Source organism: Halostagnicola alkaliphila (assembly GCF_055379965.1).
The window spans coordinates 1,768,267-1,786,348 of record NZ_AP043826.1 but is presented as its reverse complement, the minus strand read 5'-3'; the positions used below and the strand labels follow the sequence as shown (position 1 = coordinate 1,786,348).

The 18,082-nt window shown below is 60.3% G+C and carries 16 protein-coding genes; 5 read left to right on the top strand and 11 right to left on the bottom strand.

From position 1 onward, the window contains the following. Positions 1–287 precede the first annotated feature (287 nt). From ACZ5C7_RS13985 to lrpA1, 4 genes are all read right to left on the bottom strand, one after another. Complete coding sequence (locus ACZ5C7_RS13985; RefSeq protein WP_464378453.1) at positions 288–1,193, bottom strand: DMT family transporter; 906 nt, start codon at positions 1,191–1,193, stop codon at positions 288–290. Between the two features lie 168 nt (positions 1,194–1,361). Further along, entirely contained in the window at positions 1,362–1,964 is a 603-nt protein-coding gene (locus tag ACZ5C7_RS13980) for a nitrous oxide reductase accessory protein NosL (protein WP_464376906.1), read from the bottom strand. Between the two features lie 83 nt (positions 1,965–2,047). Further along, positions 2,048–2,536 carry an SRPBCC family protein gene (locus tag ACZ5C7_RS13975; RefSeq protein ID WP_464376905.1) on the bottom strand — a complete coding sequence of 163 codons (489 nt, stop codon included), beginning with the start codon at positions 2,534–2,536 and terminating at the stop codon, positions 2,048–2,050. A 96-nt stretch (positions 2,537–2,632) separates the two neighbouring features. Further along, a complete protein-coding gene (gene lrpA1 / locus ACZ5C7_RS13970) occupies positions 2,633–3,061 on the bottom strand; it encodes an HTH-type transcriptional regulator LrpA1 (protein ID WP_464376904.1) in 429 nt (142 codons plus the stop codon). Positions 3,062–3,241: 180 nt separating this feature from the next. Here lrpA1 and ACZ5C7_RS13965 point away from each other — a divergent pair, with 180 nt between their 5' ends. The 3 genes from ACZ5C7_RS13965 to ACZ5C7_RS13955 all read left to right on the top strand — a co-directional run bounded on the left by ACZ5C7_RS13965 (position 3,242) and on the right by ACZ5C7_RS13955 (position 6,023). Beyond that, positions 3,242–3,556 carry a hypothetical protein gene (locus ACZ5C7_RS13965; protein WP_464376903.1) on the top strand — a complete coding sequence of 105 codons (315 nt, stop codon included), beginning with the start codon at positions 3,242–3,244 and terminating at the stop codon, positions 3,554–3,556. A gap of 49 nt (positions 3,557–3,605) precedes the next feature. Beyond that, entirely contained in the window at positions 3,606–4,757 is a 1,152-nt protein-coding gene (locus tag ACZ5C7_RS13960; protein WP_464376902.1) for an outer membrane lipoprotein-sorting protein, read from the top strand. Positions 4,758–4,853: 96 nt separating this feature from the next. Next, entirely contained in the window at positions 4,854–6,023 is a 1,170-nt protein-coding gene (locus ACZ5C7_RS13955) for a LolA family protein (protein ID WP_464376901.1), read from the top strand. A gap of 144 nt (positions 6,024–6,167) precedes the next feature. Here ACZ5C7_RS13955 and ACZ5C7_RS13950 read toward each other — a convergent pair whose 3' ends face one another. From ACZ5C7_RS13950 to aroC, 3 genes are all read right to left on the bottom strand, one after another. Beyond that, a complete protein-coding gene (locus ACZ5C7_RS13950) occupies positions 6,168–7,103 on the bottom strand; it encodes a thiamine pyrophosphate-dependent enzyme (RefSeq protein ID WP_464376900.1) in 936 nt (311 codons plus the stop codon). 3 nt (positions 7,104–7,106) lie between these two features. Continuing rightward, the gene (locus ACZ5C7_RS13945) at positions 7,107–9,014 is read right to left on the bottom strand and encodes a 2-oxoacid:acceptor oxidoreductase subunit alpha (protein ID WP_464376899.1); all 1,908 of its coding nucleotides are present in this window, start codon (positions 9,012–9,014) and stop codon (positions 7,107–7,109) included. 354 nt (positions 9,015–9,368) lie between these two features. Beyond that, a complete protein-coding gene (gene aroC, locus ACZ5C7_RS13940; RefSeq protein WP_464376898.1) occupies positions 9,369–10,520 on the bottom strand; it encodes a chorismate synthase in 1,152 nt (383 codons plus the stop codon). A 164-nt stretch (positions 10,521–10,684) separates the two neighbouring features. Here aroC and ACZ5C7_RS13935 point away from each other — a divergent pair, with 164 nt between their 5' ends. Beyond that, a complete protein-coding gene (locus tag ACZ5C7_RS13935) occupies positions 10,685–11,296 on the top strand; it encodes a hypothetical protein (protein ID WP_464376897.1) in 612 nt (203 codons plus the stop codon). A 67-nt stretch (positions 11,297–11,363) separates the two neighbouring features. Here the strand turns inward: ACZ5C7_RS13935 and ACZ5C7_RS13930 are convergent, their stop codons facing one another. From ACZ5C7_RS13930 to ACZ5C7_RS13915, 4 genes are all read right to left on the bottom strand, one after another. Beyond that, on the bottom strand, positions 11,364–13,001 hold the full coding sequence (locus ACZ5C7_RS13930; RefSeq protein ID WP_464376896.1) for a hypothetical protein: 1,638 nt from the start codon (positions 12,999–13,001) through the stop codon (positions 11,364–11,366). Positions 13,002–13,075: 74 nt separating this feature from the next. Continuing rightward, positions 13,076–13,828 (bottom strand): ABC transporter ATP-binding protein, encoded by a 753-nt coding sequence (locus ACZ5C7_RS13925; RefSeq protein ID WP_464376895.1) that lies wholly within the window; start codon positions 13,826–13,828, stop codon positions 13,076–13,078. 316 nt (positions 13,829–14,144) lie between these two features. Beyond that, entirely contained in the window at positions 14,145–15,437 is a 1,293-nt protein-coding gene (gene aroA / locus ACZ5C7_RS13920) for a 3-phosphoshikimate 1-carboxyvinyltransferase (protein ID WP_464376894.1), read from the bottom strand. Positions 15,438–15,495: 58 nt separating this feature from the next. Beyond that, positions 15,496–16,641, bottom strand: a complete 1,146-nt coding sequence (locus tag ACZ5C7_RS13915; protein ID WP_464376893.1) for a LolA family protein — start codon at positions 16,639–16,641, stop codon at positions 15,496–15,498. Between the two features lie 154 nt (positions 16,642–16,795). On the opposite strand from ACZ5C7_RS13915, the gene ACZ5C7_RS13910 reads away from it, so the two are divergent. Then, positions 16,796–18,022 (top strand): M24 family metallopeptidase, encoded by a 1,227-nt coding sequence (locus tag ACZ5C7_RS13910; protein WP_464376892.1) that lies wholly within the window; start codon positions 16,796–16,798, stop codon positions 18,020–18,022. Positions 18,023–18,082: the final 60 nt, after the last annotated feature.

Here is an 18,082-nt window from a genome sequence, read left to right as displayed (position 1 = left end):
AATCCCAGTAAGTTATTGATCGGGTATCTACGCTGTATCCGGCGCCTCTCTGAGACAACGAACGGCTTCAGCGGCGGTAAAACGATTGTCGTCCCGAAACGATCCGAACGTCGTCTCGGTATCCGGACGTTCCGGAAATTACCGATACCAGCCTCTGTCGGACAGAACACAGGATCGGAGTACAACTTCACCTGGCCGAGGAAAGTGATTTCGGACAGCGTAAGGGGAGCAAAACGCTGTAGGGTGGGGTTTACTCGAGCGGGGGAGCTGAAAACTGCTCCAGGAGACTATCCGCTCGAGTCGCTGTGTCGCTTTTCCCGTTCGACTGTCGTGGCGTAGATTCCGGCGAGAACGACTACCCCGCCGACAACGGTGACCGCATCGGGGACTTCCCTGAGCAGCGCCAGCGCGAGGATGGTCGCCCCCACCGGTTCGCCCAGCCAGGCGACGCTCACGACGACCGACTCGAGGTGTTTCAGCACCCAGTTGATAATCGTGTGGCCGAAGATACCGGGCCCGATGGCCATCCCGAGAAAGAGGAGCCACTCGCGGGCCGGATAGGCGACGTAGTCGTGGCCCTGCGTCCCGACGAGGACGAAAAGCGTCAGCGCACAGGCGGTGTAGACGACGGTTACGTACGGAAAAAGCGAGACGCGCTGGCGAATCGACCGTCCGGCGAGAACGTAGCCCGCAACGGTGATCGCACCCAGTACCGCGAGCGAGTTGCCGTAGGCGGTCGCATCCGAAAGCGGTGCCTGACCCGCATCTCCGAACGACATCGCGGTCGCTCCCACGAGCGCGACGACGATGCCGATCACCGTTTGCCGGTTGACTCGCTCGCCGAGGACGAGCGCGGCACCGATCGCGACGAAGATCGGCTGGGTTTGAACGAGCGTCACGCTCGCCGCGACGCTCGTGTGATTCAAACTCTCGAACCAGGCCGCAAAGTGGATCGCCAGTGCGACGCCGGCGACGCTCGCGAATCCGAGGTCACGACTCGAGAGTCGACCGAACTCCTCGCGGTGGGACGCGAACGCGATCGGCGCGACGATGGCGGTCGTAAAAAGCACGCGATAAAAGGCGGCGACGGAACTGGGAGCGGTACTCCACCGAACCAAGATCGCACTCGTACTGGCGGCAAACACCGCGAACGCGAGGGCGGCAACCGGCGTGGCCTGAACGTTCGTTCGCACTGTCACTGCTCGATGGTTTCGCCGTCGGAACAAACCCGTTTCGAAAACGACACATGACGGCAAATACTGGAGAGAGAACCCGAACGTCGCATTCGAAATTGAATTGTCTGGAAAACAGAATCTGGAATCCGGAAAAAGCCCTATTACAGAAAAACGGGCACGGAACAGTTACGGATACCTTCCTTCCGCTTCACCGGTAGCAGCATCGAGACTGACGATATCGTCTTCTGAAAGATTGTCGTACTCCTCGACGTATGCGATAGCATCGTCTTCATCCGCGAACGGGATTGGGCTGTCCATCGGTGGATTGTTTCGGTCATGGTTATCCTCGAGAACGTACGAGGCCTCCGTTGCGTCGGTTAGGTCGCGGGTTTCGAAATCAGTTACCCAGCCACCGGTGATATCCGAATCAGGTCCACCGTGGTTTGGATCCTCTGGATCCGCGTAATATGCAAAGAGACAGCCAGGAGAATCAAAGAAAGTGGCTTCATTACCACCGTGGACTAGTTGTGCATTCCAGTCAGGCCAGTCTGCTGGTGGCATGTTACAGACCGGACAGACGTATCCTTCTGGGGGTTCTATCGGCTCGTCACCTGGATGATCGACGAGTTCGATGACCTCGTCGCTGTCCCCGTTTCCGGATCCTCCGTCGGCATCCGCTCCGTCGTCGCTTTCGCCGTCCAAACAGCCAGCGAGAAAGCCGGTTCCAGTAACACCGGCGACTGCGACGAATGCCCGTCTCGAGACCCAACAGCCATCGGATCGGTTCATAGTTCATATCTAGCCAGTACGGCATCAAAACCCGTTTGGTTCGTCTCCCGAAGCCGCCGGATCCATTCAAAAGGGGGGCGAAATTACCGATCGGACTCAAGGTGTGCTTTCGTTCGCTCGTGACGAGTGCGAAACATCGGCTCGAAGCCGAGCCACGAAAACGGTGTCGCGAAGTCGCCGATGGAGCCGAACGGAAGCGCGTACTCGACGCGATCCCGAAGTATCGTCTCCTCGCCGTCCGCGAAAAACGAGTGAGTGTGAACCCACGTCTCGAACGGACCGTCGACCATCTCGTCCCGAAAGAACGCGCTGCCGTCGGATCGCTCTCGTGTCACGATTAGGGATCTCCAGCGCTGTCTCGGCCCGACGTCGAAGGGGCGGATCGAGAGCGAAATTTCCGCTCCCGTTTCGAGCACGTCCGGATCCGTCTCCCCGTCGGGACCGACTACCGATTCGACTCGCAGCCCCATCCATTCGGGCGTGAGCGCTTCGAGCCCGGAAACTGATGAATGAAACGCCCAAACTTCCTCGAGCGGTGCCTGAACCCGCGTTTCTCGCTGATAGGTCGCCATGGGGATCGTACGCGATCCGTCGGGAAAAGGACGAAGCCGCTATTCATCAGAAACGAGGAGACAGAAGACGAGTGACTACCCGAATCAGCGTCGAAATTACTTGAGACGCTCCTGAAGGAAAGACGGGTGGGCCGCAGTAACGCCCGTTATCTCGAGGATCTCGTCCGAGATAATCTCCCCGAGCGAGTCCCCGTCCTCGGCTCGCACTTCGGCCATCAACATGTGGTCGCCGCTCGAGCTGTACAACGCTTCGATTTCGGAGAGGGCTTTGAGATCGTTGGTCGCTTCGACGTACCGTTCGCTCGCGACATCGATTCCGACGAGTGCGATCGTTTGGCTCGAGAGCTTCTTCGGATCGATATCCGCAGAGTATCCGATAATAACACCCTCCTCCTCGAGTTGCTTGATATATTTTCGAACGGTTGGTTTCGAGACGTCCGCCCGATCGGCGATATCGGCGTAGGACGCCTGCGCATCCTCCTCGAGAACTTCGAGGATGCGATCTTGCGTTCCCTGAGTACTCATACGAGTATGTTTTGCTGGCGCAGAAAAATATCTTTTGTATCTGGAAACGACGGATCGCTGATGATCGAAGGTCGCAGTCGTCCTCGGCTCATTCATGTTGAGTCAATTTTCCTATTCTGTCGGTTTGGGGCTCGTGATGTCACCGTCGGACTTATTCTTCCCGTGAACACAGAACAACCAATGGTCGACTACAATCTGGTGAGCGGTATCGTCTGGCTCGTCTGCGGTGTGGTTATCTTATATCTCGGCTACTTGATCGCCGTTCAGGGGCGTGCGGACCTGCACTCGGCGTACGAGGAGTCAGTCGATCCCGCGTACGCGTCTCGATGGGCGGGCGGTACGGCTCTGCTCATGGGCGTGCTCGTGGTTGCCTACGCGATTCGAGAGATGATTTACGGCTTCCAACCGTACGCCCTCGCCGGATTGGTCGTCGCACTGCTCGTCCTAAGTTACGTCTCGAAGCTATTCGCTCGCGGTTACGGCGCTCGAGAGTAGCGAGAAACGAGTCGAATAGTTAATGTGTTGCTCTTACAAATTCGCCCTCATGACACGGTCCCGGCTTCGAGCGACTCTCCTCATCGCTCTCGGACTGATCGTCCTCGCTGGCTGTGCAGGCATCATCGGCGACGATCTGAGCGAAGACGAACTCCAGGAGGAACTCAACGAATCCGAACCTCCTGAAGCAGTATCGGCGACGCTCGAGACCGAAGCAACGTTCTCCAACGAAACGATCGAAGTGACCGAGAAGATCTGGATGCGTTCGGACGGAACCAGTCGCAGTGAAAGCGAGTACGGCAACACCTCCGTAACGAGCGTCGACGACGGAACGCAGATCTGGACGGAGACCGAGGGTGCGGACACGGTCAGGGTCATGGATTCGGAGGACCCATTCGGGGATCGACTCGGCGCGATCTACGAGGCAAACGAGCAGTTACTCGAGGAGTTCGACGTCGTAGAATTCGAGGAGACGACCGCTAACGGACACGACGTGTATCACGTCGTCCTCGAACCGGAGAGCAACGAGTCTCTCGACCGTTCGGTCGACATCGCGATGGGCGACTCGATCTATTCCGTTCCGGTCGGATCCGCGGGTGAAGAATCCACTCCGGAGGAACTGACCGACGATCCAGAGCGGACGGAACTGTGGCTCGACCACGAGTATCTTTTCCCGGTCAAGTGCGAACTCGAGACTGCCGACGGAGGCTATACGATGGAGTATCAGGACCTGACGTTCGAGCCTAATATAGACGATACAAAATTCGAATACGAACCTCCAGAAAACACAACCGTGGAGGAGGTGAATCTTCCGACTCAGACGGAGTTCGAAACCGTTGATCAGGCGGATCTAGCCGTCGACTTCGACATCGAAGCCCCGGAGTACGTGCCGGAGTCATACAAGCTCGAGACGGTCACGGTCTCCGAGCACGAGGACGAAGACAGAACGAACGTGCGGAGTTCCTATATGACAGCCGACGACAGCTTGCTTTCGGTCGAAGCGACTGACGACCCGGACGCGTTCGCGTTCGACGGCGAGTCGATACAGATCGGCGACCGAGAGGGAACCATCGATAGACTCGATTCGATCGGAACGGTTAGACTGACCTGGACGTGCGAGGGAGTCGGCTATTACGTCGGCGGGCCCGAGGATCTCGACGAAGAGACGGCCATTTCGATAGCGGAGTCGATCGGGTGCTAAGGGAGGAGAACAAACGACGATAGCGGTCGAGTTTCATACCGGCGTTCGGGATCAAATTCGATGAAATAATAACCCTCGCCCATAGATGACCCTGTCATGAGCCGGTCCCGTCTTATCGTTCTTTTTGCCGTACTCGCACTCGTCGTTCTGACAGCCGGTTGTACCGGCTTGGTCGGTACCGGTGACGACGCAGGTGAACACGTCCAACAGGAACTGGCCGAAACGGAGCCACCGGAAACGTTCTCGGCGACGGTTGAAACGCAGACCACGACGGACACTGCGAACGGTTCCGAGACCAAATCGACGACGGAAACCATCTGGCTCCGAAGCGATGGAACGAGCCGAACCGAGGCCGTCGGAGGAGAAACGGATGGAGCGGACGCCGGCTACGTCATCGTCAACGACGGCGACGAGGTCTGGCATCAGGACAACGAGACGGGTTCAGTAACGAGTTACGAGACCCAAACGAGCGACCAGAGCCGCCTCGAGCGCATCTACGAGGAACAGGAGCGATACTTCGACCGATTCGACATCCAGTCGGTCGACGAGACGACCATTGACGATCGTGACGCCTACCGCGTCGTCTTCGAGCCACCGCAAAACGAAACGCTCGAGCGGTCGATCGATATCATGGTCGAGGAGACGACTTACCGGGTTCCGCTCGAGACGAGCCTCGAAGATGCCGGCGACGAGCACGCGGAGCAAATCGAGATTTGGCTCGACGAGGAGACGCTGTTCCCGCTCGAGTACAGGATGGAATCCGAGTCTACCGAGTTCTCCGTGAGCTACGAAAACGTCACGTTCGACGAGTCCTTCGACGACGAGCTATTCGAGTTCGAACCGTCGGAAGGATCCGGTCATGTGGAATTCGAACCTCCGGAAACCGAGAGATACGACAGCGTCGACGAAGCCAACGCTGCGGTCGATTTCGACGTCCCTGAACCCGATCCGGAAGCGATTCCGGTCGATTTCGACCTCTACTCCATTCGGGGGGCGACCTACCTCGATGAAGATCGGACACAGATCACGCAGTTCTATCAAACCGCCAGTGAACACAATATCCAGGTCGCCGTCGGCGACGGACCTCGAGAGATACCCGTCGACGGCTCATCAATAGCTATCGGCGACATCGACGCAACGATCGGTTGGAGCGACCAGGGGACGGAACTCGAGTGGGAACACGACGGCCACTACTACCACCTCTTCGGTGACGCCGAACTCGAGGAGGAAACACTGCTCGAAATCGCCGAATCACTACACCACTGAGTCGTGGACTCGCAATTAGTTCCGCTTGCCGTTCAACTACTGTTCATTGTTGGGCATTTGGACTGCAAACCTGCAACTCGAGGACGCAACGTCCCGATTCACTGACTGCCGTTCAAAACAAAGAGAACTGCTTGCGCTCGGACTCTACGTGTGGCGCTCGAGTAGGTCGTAGCTCCGCTCCCACTCGGCGTCGTCGTCGAAGTAGCGCTCGGCGAGCGGTTCCTGGGGAACGCGGCCGAGGTCTTTCTTCTCTTGTTGGTAAGACGGACTCTCGTCGTCGACGTAGTAGCGACCGGTGAGGACGGTCCCCTCGTTGAGGACGTCTTCGGTCTCCTGCATCATCTGGGCGGCTTCGCCGCGGTCCGTGATGTCGAAGTCGTAGTCGTCGGACTCCTGAACGTCGATGTAGGGGACGTACTGACGCGCGTCCTTGTTCCAGGTTGGACACTGGGTGAGGAAATCGACGTGTGCGAAGCCGTCGTGTTCGATGGCTTCGGCGATGATCTCCTTTGCCTGGTTCGGGTTGACGGCGGCGGTTCGGGCGATGTAGGTCGCACCCGAGGTCAGCGACATCGAGAGCGGTCGGATCGGCGTCTTTGCGGTGCCGCCTGGCTGAGTCTTTGACTTGTGACCCTTCGGGCTCGTCGGCGAGGTCTGGCCCTTCGTCAGGCCGAAAATCTCGTTGTTGAACACGATGTAGGTCATATCGTGGTTCTCTCGAGCCGTGTGGATGAAGTGGTTCCCACCGATTCCGTAGCCGTCACCGTCTCCGCCGGCAGCGATCACTTCGAGGCCGTCGTTTGCCAGCTTCGCCGCGCGGGCGACTGGAAGCGACCGGCCGTGGATGGTGTGAAAGCCGTACGTATCGAGGTAGCTGTTGAGCTTCCCCGAGCAGCCGATTCCGGTACAGACGAGCGTCTCTTCGGGGGTTCGCCCGACTTCCGGAAGGGCCTGTTTCAGCGATTTGAGTACACCGAAGTCACCACAGCCCGGACACCACGTCGGCTGTGGCTCGACCCCTGGGGTGTACTCCTCGCGGTCGATCTCTCGTTCGTCGCCAATTGCGTTGAATGCACTCATGAGTTAGTCACCTGCTGCGGGTTCGATGTGTACCTGTGCGGACGGTTCTTCCTCGCCACCGTTGAGGTTGATCTCGGCGGATTCGACGATTTCAGCCGGTTCGAACGGATTCCCGTTGTACTTGAGCAGACTCGTCATCTTCTCGCCGTAGCGACCGAGTTCCTTCTGGATCAGGCCGCGGAACTGGGCGGTGGCGTTCATCTCGACGACCATCGCCTCGTCGACGCTCTCTAAGAACTCGACCATCTCGGTCTCCGGGAACGGCATCATGTCGGAGACGCCGATCGCTTTGACCGACTGGCCGTTCTCGTTGAGTCGGGCGACGGCTTCGGCGACTGCACCCTGGGAGGAGCCCCAGGTGATGATGCCGTAGTCGGCTGATTCGTCTCCGAAGTAGGTCTGGTTCGAATCGTGTTCCTCGTCGAGTTCCTCGCGGATGTGGTCGAGCTTCTGGATGCGGCGGCTCATCTGGAAGACCCGGTTGTCGGGATCTTCGCTGATGTGGCCGACTGGCGAGTGCTCGTTACCCGTCGCGAGGTAGCGACCGCCCTTCTGGCCGGGAAGCGATCGCGGGCTGACGCCGTTGTCCGTGTCGGGTTCGTGTTCGAACCGGTGGAACTTCCCGGAGGCGTCGTGTGCTGCCTCCTTGAGTTCCTCTTCGGTGAGCGTCGAACCCAGATCCGGGTTCGGCTCGCGGTCGAAGAACTCGACGGGAACGTTCGTGTTCTCGCCCGAAAGCTTCTGGTCGTAGATGATGATCGCCGGAATCTGGTACTCGTAGGCGATGTGGAACGCGAGGCGGGTCTGGTCGTAACACTCCTCGATGGTCGACGGTGCGAAGACGACCCGAGAGGAGTCGCCCTGACTCGTATAGAGGACGAACTCGAGGTCGCCCTGTTCGGGTTTGGTCGGCATCCCGGTCGAGGGACCGGCGCGCATCGACTCGAGCAGGACGATCGGCGTCTCGGTCATCTCGGCGAGGCCGAGCGGTTCGCTCATCAGCGCGAATCCGCCGCCCGACGAACCGGACATCGCTTTCGCGCCGGCGTGGCTCGCACCGACGGCGAGCGCTGCGGCGGCGATCTCGTCTTCGACCTGCTCGGCGATCCCGCCCATATCGGGGAAGTTTTGGCTGAGGATCGTGAAGACGTCCGTCCACGGCGTCATCGGATAGCCCGCAATGAACCGACAGCCTTCGTCGATCGAACCGTACGCGATCGCGTTCGAACCCGAGAGCAGCGCCTGCTCGGTTTCGTGTTCGCCGGTTGGGGCGCGAAGATCGTGTTCGAACTCGTACTCCTCGTTAACGATGTCGTACGCTTCGTGAAGGATATCGAGGTTCGACTCGAGGACGTCACCGCCCATCGCGTCGCTCATCAGGTCCTCGATGTGCTCGAGATCCATGTCGAGCAGGGCCGCGGTGACACCGACACCGGCGGTGTTACGCATGACTTCGCGGCCGTGTTCTTTGGCGAGACCGCGAAGGTCCATCGGGAAGACGTGCCAGTCGTTCTCCTCGGCACGCTCTTCGAGATTGAGGTCCGCGACGTCCTCCTCGCTAACGAGCCCTTCGTCGTAGACGATGATCCCGCCTTCGCGAAGATCGTCTAAGTTCTCCGAGAGCGGCTTGATCTCCTCGTTTCCGTAGTAGGCCTCTTCCTGTGGGTTTCGTGCGAACGAGTCACCCAGCGCGAGCAGGAAATTGTAGCCGTCTCCTCGTGACTGTACCTCGTCGGCCGATGCGCGAATCTCGACGTACGTGTGACCACCGCGAATCCGTGACGGATAGTGTCGGTGTGTGAATACGTGCAAGCCTGCGCGCATCAGCGCCTTCGCAAAGTTCTGGCTCGTCGAGTCGATTCCATCCCCGGAACCCCCTGCGATTCGCCAGATGAGTTCGTCATCGCTCATAGTAATGTCTTGGCCGGTGGGCCAGCAGTGTTTGATTCTTCGGTCTACCGTCCCTAAAGACTTTGCTATAGATTGCCATGCATCTATCGTGAAGAATGAACAACCATCCACTTTAGATGCCAGAATCCCTCATATTCGTTAGGAAGGTTCATCAAAAGTAGAAGATTCCTGCCGTTCGAAAACCAATTTCAGGGAATGCGTAAGTGTATTGGACACTCGTTCAATAGATTTGCAGATAACTGATCGATTGATTTTGAGAAGACCGAGAGCGAGTCGGGATAGCAGGTAAATCCGACAACACGTTACCGAGTTATCGAGCGAGTGTCGACGGTAAAAGGACGAGACGGCTCGGGGCTACTCGTTCTGCGGATTGCTCGGGTGGTACTCTGTGTCGTACGTTCCGGGCTGGCCGTCGACGCGGTCGGGATTGATTCGGCCCGACAGCAACATGAAGTCGACGAGCGTCAACGCGAGCATCGCTTCGACGACCGGGACGCCTCGAGGCGGCAACACCGGGTCGTGACGGCCGATAACTTTCTCCTCTTTGAGTTCGCCCGTCTCCCAATCGGCCGTCTGTTGGCTTTTCGGAATGGACGTAGGCGCGTGCAAGGTGACCTCGCCGTAGATCGGCTCGCCAGAACTGATCCCGCCCTGGATGCCACCGTGGTCGTTTTCGACCGGCGTCGGGTTCCCTTCTGAGTCGAACTCCCAATCGTCGTTTCGGTCTTTCCCCGTCCACTCTCGTGCCTCGCGGCCGAGCCCGAACTCGAACGCCGTCGTCGCGGGAACGGCCATCATCGCCTGCCCGAGACGGGCCGACAGCGAATCGAACCGCGGTGCTCCCAGCCCGGTCGGAACGCCCTGGGCTTCGAAGTAGATCGAGCCGCCGATCGAATCGCCTTCCTCTTGATAGTCCTCGATGAGCTCCTGCATCTCCGCCGCGGTTTCGGGATGGGCACAACGAACGTCGTTTTCCTCGCTGTGCTCGAGCATTTCTTCGAAGCTGACTTCCGGCGCTTGCACGTCACCGATCTGGTTGACGTGGGCCTTGAGTTCGATTCCCTGTGCAGAGAGGAGCTTCTTCGCGATGGCTCCTGCCGCGACCCAGTTGACGGTTTCGCGCGCGGACGACCGTCCGCCCCCGCCCCAGTTTCTCGTTCCGAACTTCGCGGAGTAGGTAAAGTCCCCGTGGGACGGCCGCGGTGCGGTGATGAACGGTTCGTACTTACCGGATCGAGCATCTTTGTTCTGAATGACCATCCCGATCGGCGTCCCCGTCGTGTAGCCGTCCTGGACGCCCGACTTGATCGAGACGGCGTCGGCTTCGCCTCGACTCGTCGTGATCATCGACTGGCCTGGCTTCCGCCGATCGAGATCCCCCTGAATGTCCGATTCGGATAGCTCGAGGCCGGCCGGACAGCCCGAGACCGTACAACCCATCGCCTCGCCGTGACTCTCGCCGAACGTGGTCACCTGGAAGAGGCGACCGAACCTGTTGCCGTTCATTACCGGCACCTCAGAGGCGCGGACACTTAGCGGTACAGGATTGGCCTGAATTTTCGAGGTTTCGATGAAGCGATCCGCACGGAGAACTCATTCGCTTCCCTGAAAATCACGAATTTGCGTGATTCGCACAACACATAACCGTCCCATCGTTGTAGCCTGGGGTTATGAATCGACGCCGCGTGCTTCTCGCCGGAGTCAGTGGCACAGTGATCGCGGTCAGCGGCTGTCTCTCGGAAGATAGTGAATCCGATCCAGCAACCGACTCGAGCGACGGGATCGAAACGGTGAACGGCTCCGACTCGGACGAATCCGACGGCGGACTCGAGAGCGAGCCGGACGACGAATCCGGTTTCGAGAACACCGACGCGACGCCCGAACCGCCGGACGATCCCGACGGCCCCGTCGCAACGTCGCGAACCGGCAGCCTCCTCGGTGAGGGGGAGAGCCACCGGATTCGGATCTGGAATCTCGCGGACGACTATCGAACCGTGGCATACGACCTCGGGAACGCCGACGACACTGGCGGGCAGACGTCGGTCGTCGGGAGATACGGACTTGCTCCGGAACAGCACGTCCTCGTGGAACTCTTCGATCGGGAGTCGTACGAACTCGAGATTTCCGCGGACGGGAACCCCCTCCGTACCGACGACGAGGGTCCGATCGAACTCGAGGAAGCGCGGTTCGACGACGCTTGCCCGCGAACCGACGTCTTCGTCGGCGCGGAAACGGATCTCGTGATCAGCGAAGACGCCGAAGCCGATCACTGCTCGGAATAAACTGGCGGAGACCGTGACGGATTCATAGAACTGCGGTCGTGTGCGGTTGAGCAAATTAGCGATCCGCTCAGTCGAAGTGGAACTCCTCGATCGCTCGAGACGATCGGTACGTCGAGAGCGCACCGAGAACGATCGCCATCAGGGCGCTCACGACCGCGCCTACGAGTCCGAGGACGACCGGTTGCACGCCGAGCCAATTGGCGAGTGCCTCGTTGAGTATGCCCGTATGTGCGAATAGGGTCGGAATCGCGACGATGAACAATGCGATCGAGAACGCGGCGAACGCGATCGTACTCGGGATGATCGCTTCCTGACTCCGCGAGACGCTCACTTCTTCGTACCGCGGAAAGAGCGTGCCGATCCCCGAGGCGAGCGGGCCCGCACAGAGCGCGAGGACGACACACGAAAGGGTAAACGTCGCCACGAGCGCCGGCGACATCGGACTCGCGATGCCCAGCGCGAGCGTCCCAGCGGCGGTCAGCGGAACGCCGATTATTGTACCGGCAAAGACGTGCCCTGCGACCAGGGTCTTACCGGATTCGACTCCGAGCACCGTTACGGGAAGCGTGGCCCCCTCGTTTCCGAGCACGTTCAGCGTGAACAGAGTTCCAGTAATCCAGGCACCACACAGGCCGACGAGAATCGGCAAGGAACCGCCGATACTGCCGGTCTGTACCGTCGTCGTGATCGGCATCGCGAGCAGGATCAGCGGATAGAGCACGAACGAGAGCGTGATCGGAGCGCGCCGGGCCCGAGCCCAGTCGACTCGAGCCACCCCGTAGATGGGGCGCGGAACGATGGACGCCAGTTTCGACGGTTCCGATTCCGTTGCCGGTGTATCCGTGGTTGCGTTCCCCTGATCGACGCGAACTGGATCGGTGTACCAGAGCCACTTCGCGAGGTGGCCGAGCGCGGTCGGTGCGATCGCCACCCCGACCACGGCGATGGCGAGTGCGCCGAAACCGCGGAGTACCGACGCCTCGGAGCTGAGTGAAAGCATTGCGAGATCGCCGAACCAGACCAGCGGCGTCTGGGCGAACACCATGACGAGCGGGTCGAGTACCGAACCGACCGACTGGGTGAAGATGACGCCGAAGTAGCCCACTGCCAGCAGACCGATAAACACCGTTCGGAGTCGAGTGAGTAGCCGCGACCGTGCGCCGGAATTTTTCACGGCGAGGGCGAGCGCGAACCCGGAGAGAATTCCGAGTGCGACGATCGTACAGACCGTCACGAAGAGAAGCGGAGCGGTGAACATCGATTGTGCGCCGACGGCGAACGCGATCGCACCGATTCCGCCGAGAGCGACCGTCGGGATTCCCCAGAGTAACAACTCCGCGACGACAAGGCCACCGATGAGTTCGCGGTGTGAGATCGTCGTCAGCAGTCCGTCGGAGTGGTCCGGATCTAATCCGGTCGCGTAGATTCGATAGCCGCCCAATCCCGTGACGAACAACCACCCGTAGACGATGCCGATGCGACTCACGGCGAGCGGATCGTCGATATCCCCCGCCTGAATGCTGTGTCCGAAAAAGAACAGCGCTGCGATCCCCAGCAGGGCGAACAGACTCCCGAAGCCGACCGCGACGAGGATGGCAAGTAACTGCCACTCGTTACCCCGTAATCTCCGCCACCGCCGGCGGAGCTCCGTTCGACCGATCGTCCAGACGTGAGCCGTCGCCGCGGAACGCATCCCCGAACTCACAACGAATTCACCAGTCGTCTCGACTCGAGCGCGTCCGTTCCCAGTATCGATCGCTTCGGCGTTACCATCATCACCTATTCACCCATCACCGGCGCGCCGTGGTCGGTCGTCACGGAGAGGAAGACGTCCTCGAGCGTCGTGCCTTCGGCGGCCTCGAGCGTCCCGGTCAGCTTTTCGGGGTCTCCCTCCTCGACGATTCGACCCTGATAGAGAACGCCGACGAGATCCGCGAGTTCTTCGACGACCGAGAGGATGTGCGTCGAGAGAAAGACGGTGTGGCCCTCGTCGGTAACTTCGGAAATGACGTCGAGGACCGTCCGTGCGGCTCGAGGGTCGAGACCGGAAGTCGGCTCGTCGAGAAAGACGACTTCAGGTTCGTGGAGCAAGGCCTGAATGAGGCCGACCTTCTGGCGCATCCCTTTCGAGTAGGCATCGATCCGTTTACCGGCGTCACCGGCGAGATCGAACCGGTCGAGCCAGAAATTGATCCGTTCGGACGCAGTATCTGCGGGAATATCACGGAGGCGCGCGAAGTACTCGAGTTGCTCGCGACCCGTGAGTTCGTCGAACACCGGCGGATCTTCGGGCAGATACCCGAGCGACGATCGGACGGCGTCGCGGTCGGTGATCGACTCGCCCATGATCGTCGCGTCCCCTGCGGTCGGACGCGTCAGCGTCGTCAGCATTCGCATCGTCGTGGTCTTTCCGGCTCCGTTCGGCCCGAGGAAGCCGTACACCGTTCCCTGCGGGACGACGAGGTCGAGTCGGTCGACGACGGTGGTGCCGTCGAACTGCTTCGTGAGGTCAGTTGCTGTGATTGCGTTCATATGTTGAAAGCTGGGTGACGATTAGTCTCAATCAGTGCTCGAGTACAAAAATAACCTGTCATTCGTTTCGGAACGTTTGCGGAAGTGGTTTCGGGTATCACGCGAGAAGACGAATTTCGATCCATTCGCACCCCCAGGGCCGAGGTCGCGTCAGCAGCCAATTCATGGGCATTCCTTCCTTTCTGTACTACCCATATAACTCAGTCTACCGTTTTCTGATTCAGAAAACCCGGACGCACTCCGTGGATAGCAGCCGCGAAAACTCACCTCCCGACTGAATTTCACAGCAGGGCGAGGGGTTTCCTCGAGGGGTCCATCACTCCGATCGATCGACGGACGCACCCAGTTCCGACAACGTGTCGAAGAACCCGGGGAAGGAGACGTCGACGTGTTCGGCTCCTCGAATCGTCGTCTCGCCGTCGGCGACGAGTCCGGCGAGCGCCAGCGACATGACGATCCGGTGGTCGGCGCGGCCGTCGACCGTCGCGCCCCGAATCGTCGACTCGTCGCCGTGAACCGTCAGCGAATCCTGCGTTTCGGTCGTCTCGACGTCCATCTTTCCGAGTTCCTCGGCCATCGCGCTCACGCGATCGGTTTCCTTGAAGCGGACGTGTTCGGCGTTGGTAATCCGGGTGTCCCCATCGGCGACTGCACCCAGCGTCGCGATCGTCGGCAGGAGGTCGGGCGTCTCTTCGACGGACACTTCGATCCCCTCGAGCGGCGCTTTCGAGACGTTGATCGTGCCGTCGTCACGATTCCACTCGACATGCGCACCCATTCGATCGACGATGTCAACGATTGCGGTGTCTCCCTGGGCGCTCGGATTGGCACCCTCGATGCGGATGCCGTCCTGGCTCGCGATCGCTCCCGCCGCGAGCGGATACGAGATCGACGAGAAGTCGCCGGGAACGGCGTACTCACCGCCCTCGAGCGCGTAGGACTGTCCGCCGGGAACCGTAAAGCCGTCTGCGGTCGCTTCGGCGTCGACCCCGAAGTCCGCTAGCACTTCGATCGTAACGTCGACGTACGGCGCGGACTTGAGCTCCGTCTCGAGGTCGATCTCGAGGCCGTCCGGCGTCACCGCGCCGGCCATCAGCAAGGCGGTGATGTACTGGGAGGAAACGTCGCCCGGGATCGACACGCTGTCACCGGAAAGCGGACCGGAGACGACCAGCGGTGCCTGTCCGTTCTTTCGCGTGCTCTCGGCCTCGGCTCCGAGATCCGTGAGCGCGTCGAGAAGCGGTCCCTGCGGTCGCGAACGGAGCGACTCGTCCCCGGTGAGTACGCTCGTGCCGTCAGCGAGGGCGGCCGCCGCGGTCACGAGTCGCATCGTCGTGCCGCTGTTATCACAGTCGATCACGTCCGCCGGGATCTCGGGAGTACCGTCGAAGCCTTCGATCTCGAGCGTTCCGTCGTCGTCGCGATCGACGGTTCCGCCGAATAGCTCAACCGCCCGTGCCGTCGCTCGCGTATCCGCACTCCAGAGCGCGTCGCGAACCGTCGCCTGCTCGGCGTATCCCGACGCGAGAATCGCACGGTGCGTGTAACTCTTAGATGGCGGTGCCGTTGCCGTTCCCCGTAGACTCGAGGGAGCGAGCGTAACGTTCATGCTCGGTCTGTGGGGTGGACACCCTATACCGATACCGATACGCCGTCTCCACGAACGGCTACGGGCAGCCGATCGACGACGCGATATCCTCCAGCGGTTCACCAATGTGCGGGCTCGATACCTCGAAACTCAGCTCCTCGCACTCCCAGAAGATGCTCTCGATGTCGCCGTCGCGGAGATACGCTTCGTGGCCATCGATTTCGATCGGCTCGAGTACATTCTCGTTGTGTCGTGACGATTCTCGGACGGCAACGAACAGTTCGCGCTCGGCCGTGCTCGTATCGACGTACCAACTCGTCGCCGTCGTGCTGAAGGATTTCTCGAGGACGGTAATCCGATCCAGATCGAACGCCTCGGGAACGTCCGGCTCCGGAAGCTCGTAGGGAAGGACTTCCTCAGCGGCGTCCGGGGAGTCATAGACACCGACGGGTTCCATCCCGACCGACTCGACGTCGGCATCCTCCGGCGGGTCGTACGTGAACGTTCCATCCTCGAGACCCTCGTTGACCTCGAGTTCGTCGTAGGTGACTGTCAAACTGTGAAGAACCGTTTCGTCCGTTTCGACGAGCGTCCGTTCTTTGATCGGGTATCGATGTTCGTCGTCGATCCAGATCGTTCGGCCGACTTCCGCCTCGTCGACCTCCGAATCGGCTGCCATTTCGAGCGGAATCACGTAGACCGTTTCACCGACCAGGAGTTCGATGGATCGTTCGAGGTCGTCGTCCGATTTTGGCGTGGCGTCGACGACGTGGGCCTCCCTGTCACCGACCGTGTCGGTTCCGTCGTATGCGAGGTCGTAGTCCTCGAGCAAGGTTTCCAGAACGAGACGCGTCCGATCGGCGACGATGCGATTGGGGTGGTGTCGTTCCAGAACCCGTTCTCTCGTCGGATCGTGGTCCCAGGTAACCGCCTGGTTTCGTACCGAAACCGTCCCCGTCGGTGCTCGCGAATCGGTCGACTCGAGGACTTCCTTTCGCTGCGCATCCGGCGGGCGCTGGTAGAGGTGTTCCGTCCGCTTGACGGTCTCTTCGGGCGTTTCGGCGGACATCGTCCGGACGGCGGCGAGGTCGTCGATCTCCGCACGTGCGTCGATCGCCTCCTGTACGAGTTCGTCACTCGCCGGATCCTCCTCCGAACTGGTGGTTTCGAAACAACCGGCGAGCGCGACTGTCGCTCCCGCCGCGATGAGACGTCGACGGTGCATACATCCTGATTGTATGGTCTATTGATAAGAGTGGGGATTCGAGTCGAGGGCGACTGACTCCCCCAGCGTCTGCGCACAGATTTCTGTATTCGTCGATTACTCTCCCGATTCCGAGACCCTCGAAATTATGTACTCGCCCCCCACAGTTCCGGCTATGGATATCGATCTCTCACCGCTTCGGTCCGTGCTCGAGGCCGAGAATATCGACGGCTATCTCATCGACGCGGACGGATCGGATTCGGACCAGCGATACGTCTCCGACTTTACAGCGCCGGATCCCTACCAGACGCTGGTCACGACGGACAGCGAAGAATCAGCGGGAAACTCGAGCGATATCGGGGGACGAGACGGGGTACACCTCCTGGTTTCCGGACTCGAGTACGGCCGGGCGCGAAACGAAGCCGAGGTCGACTCGATCGCCCGCCGCGCCGATTTCGACTATCGAGCGCTCGTCGCGGAGTACGGCCCCTACGAAGGAAATATTCGAGCCATCGCAGCGTTTCTCGAGTCCCACAACGTCGAATCGGTGGCCGTTCCGACGGGCTTCCCAACGGGGACGGCGGACGGCCTTCGGGAGCAAGGACTCTCGGTAACGGTCGAATCCGACGGAATCGTCGAAACGGAGATCCGCGCGAGCAAGACTGAGTGGGAGATCGAACAGATTCAGGCGACCCAGCGAGCCAACGAGGAAGCGATGGCCGTCGCCGAGGAACTGATCGCGACCGCCGATATCGAGGACGGAATTCTCGTCTACGAGGGCGAAGCGCTGACCAGCGAACGCGTCAAAGAGGAGATCGAAATCACGCTCCTTCGACACGGCTGCGGACTCGACGAGACGATCGTCGCTTGCGGGGCCGACGGCGCTGATCCTCACAATCGCGGTAGCGGGCCCCTCGAAGTCGGCGAACTGATCGTCATCGACATCTTCCCGCGGAACAAGGAGACGGGCTACTTCGGCGACATGACCCGCACGTTCCTCCGCGGGGAACCCAGCGAGGAACAGCGACGACGCTACGACGTGACTGAGGAAGCCTACGAGGCGGCGCTCGAGGCCGTCGAAGCGGGCGTGACTGGATCGGCCGTCCACGACGTCGCTTGCGACGTCATCGAGGATGCGGGCTACGAAAGCCTCCGAAGCGATCCGACGACGGAGACGGGGTTCATCCACAACACGGGCCACGGCGTCGGTCTCGACATCCACGAACAGCCGACCGTTTCTCCGTCCGGCGGCGAACTCGAGCCGGGCCACGTCATCAGCATCGAACCCGGAATCTACGATCCCGCCGTCGGCGGCGTTCGAATCGAGGATTTGGTGGTCGTTACCGAAGACGGGCACAGAAACCTCAACGAGTACGACGTTAGTCTCGAGCCGGGCGACTAATACCCAAGGCAGGAAGCCGACAGCGTAACCGCCAGAACCAGAAGTCGATGAATACCGAAA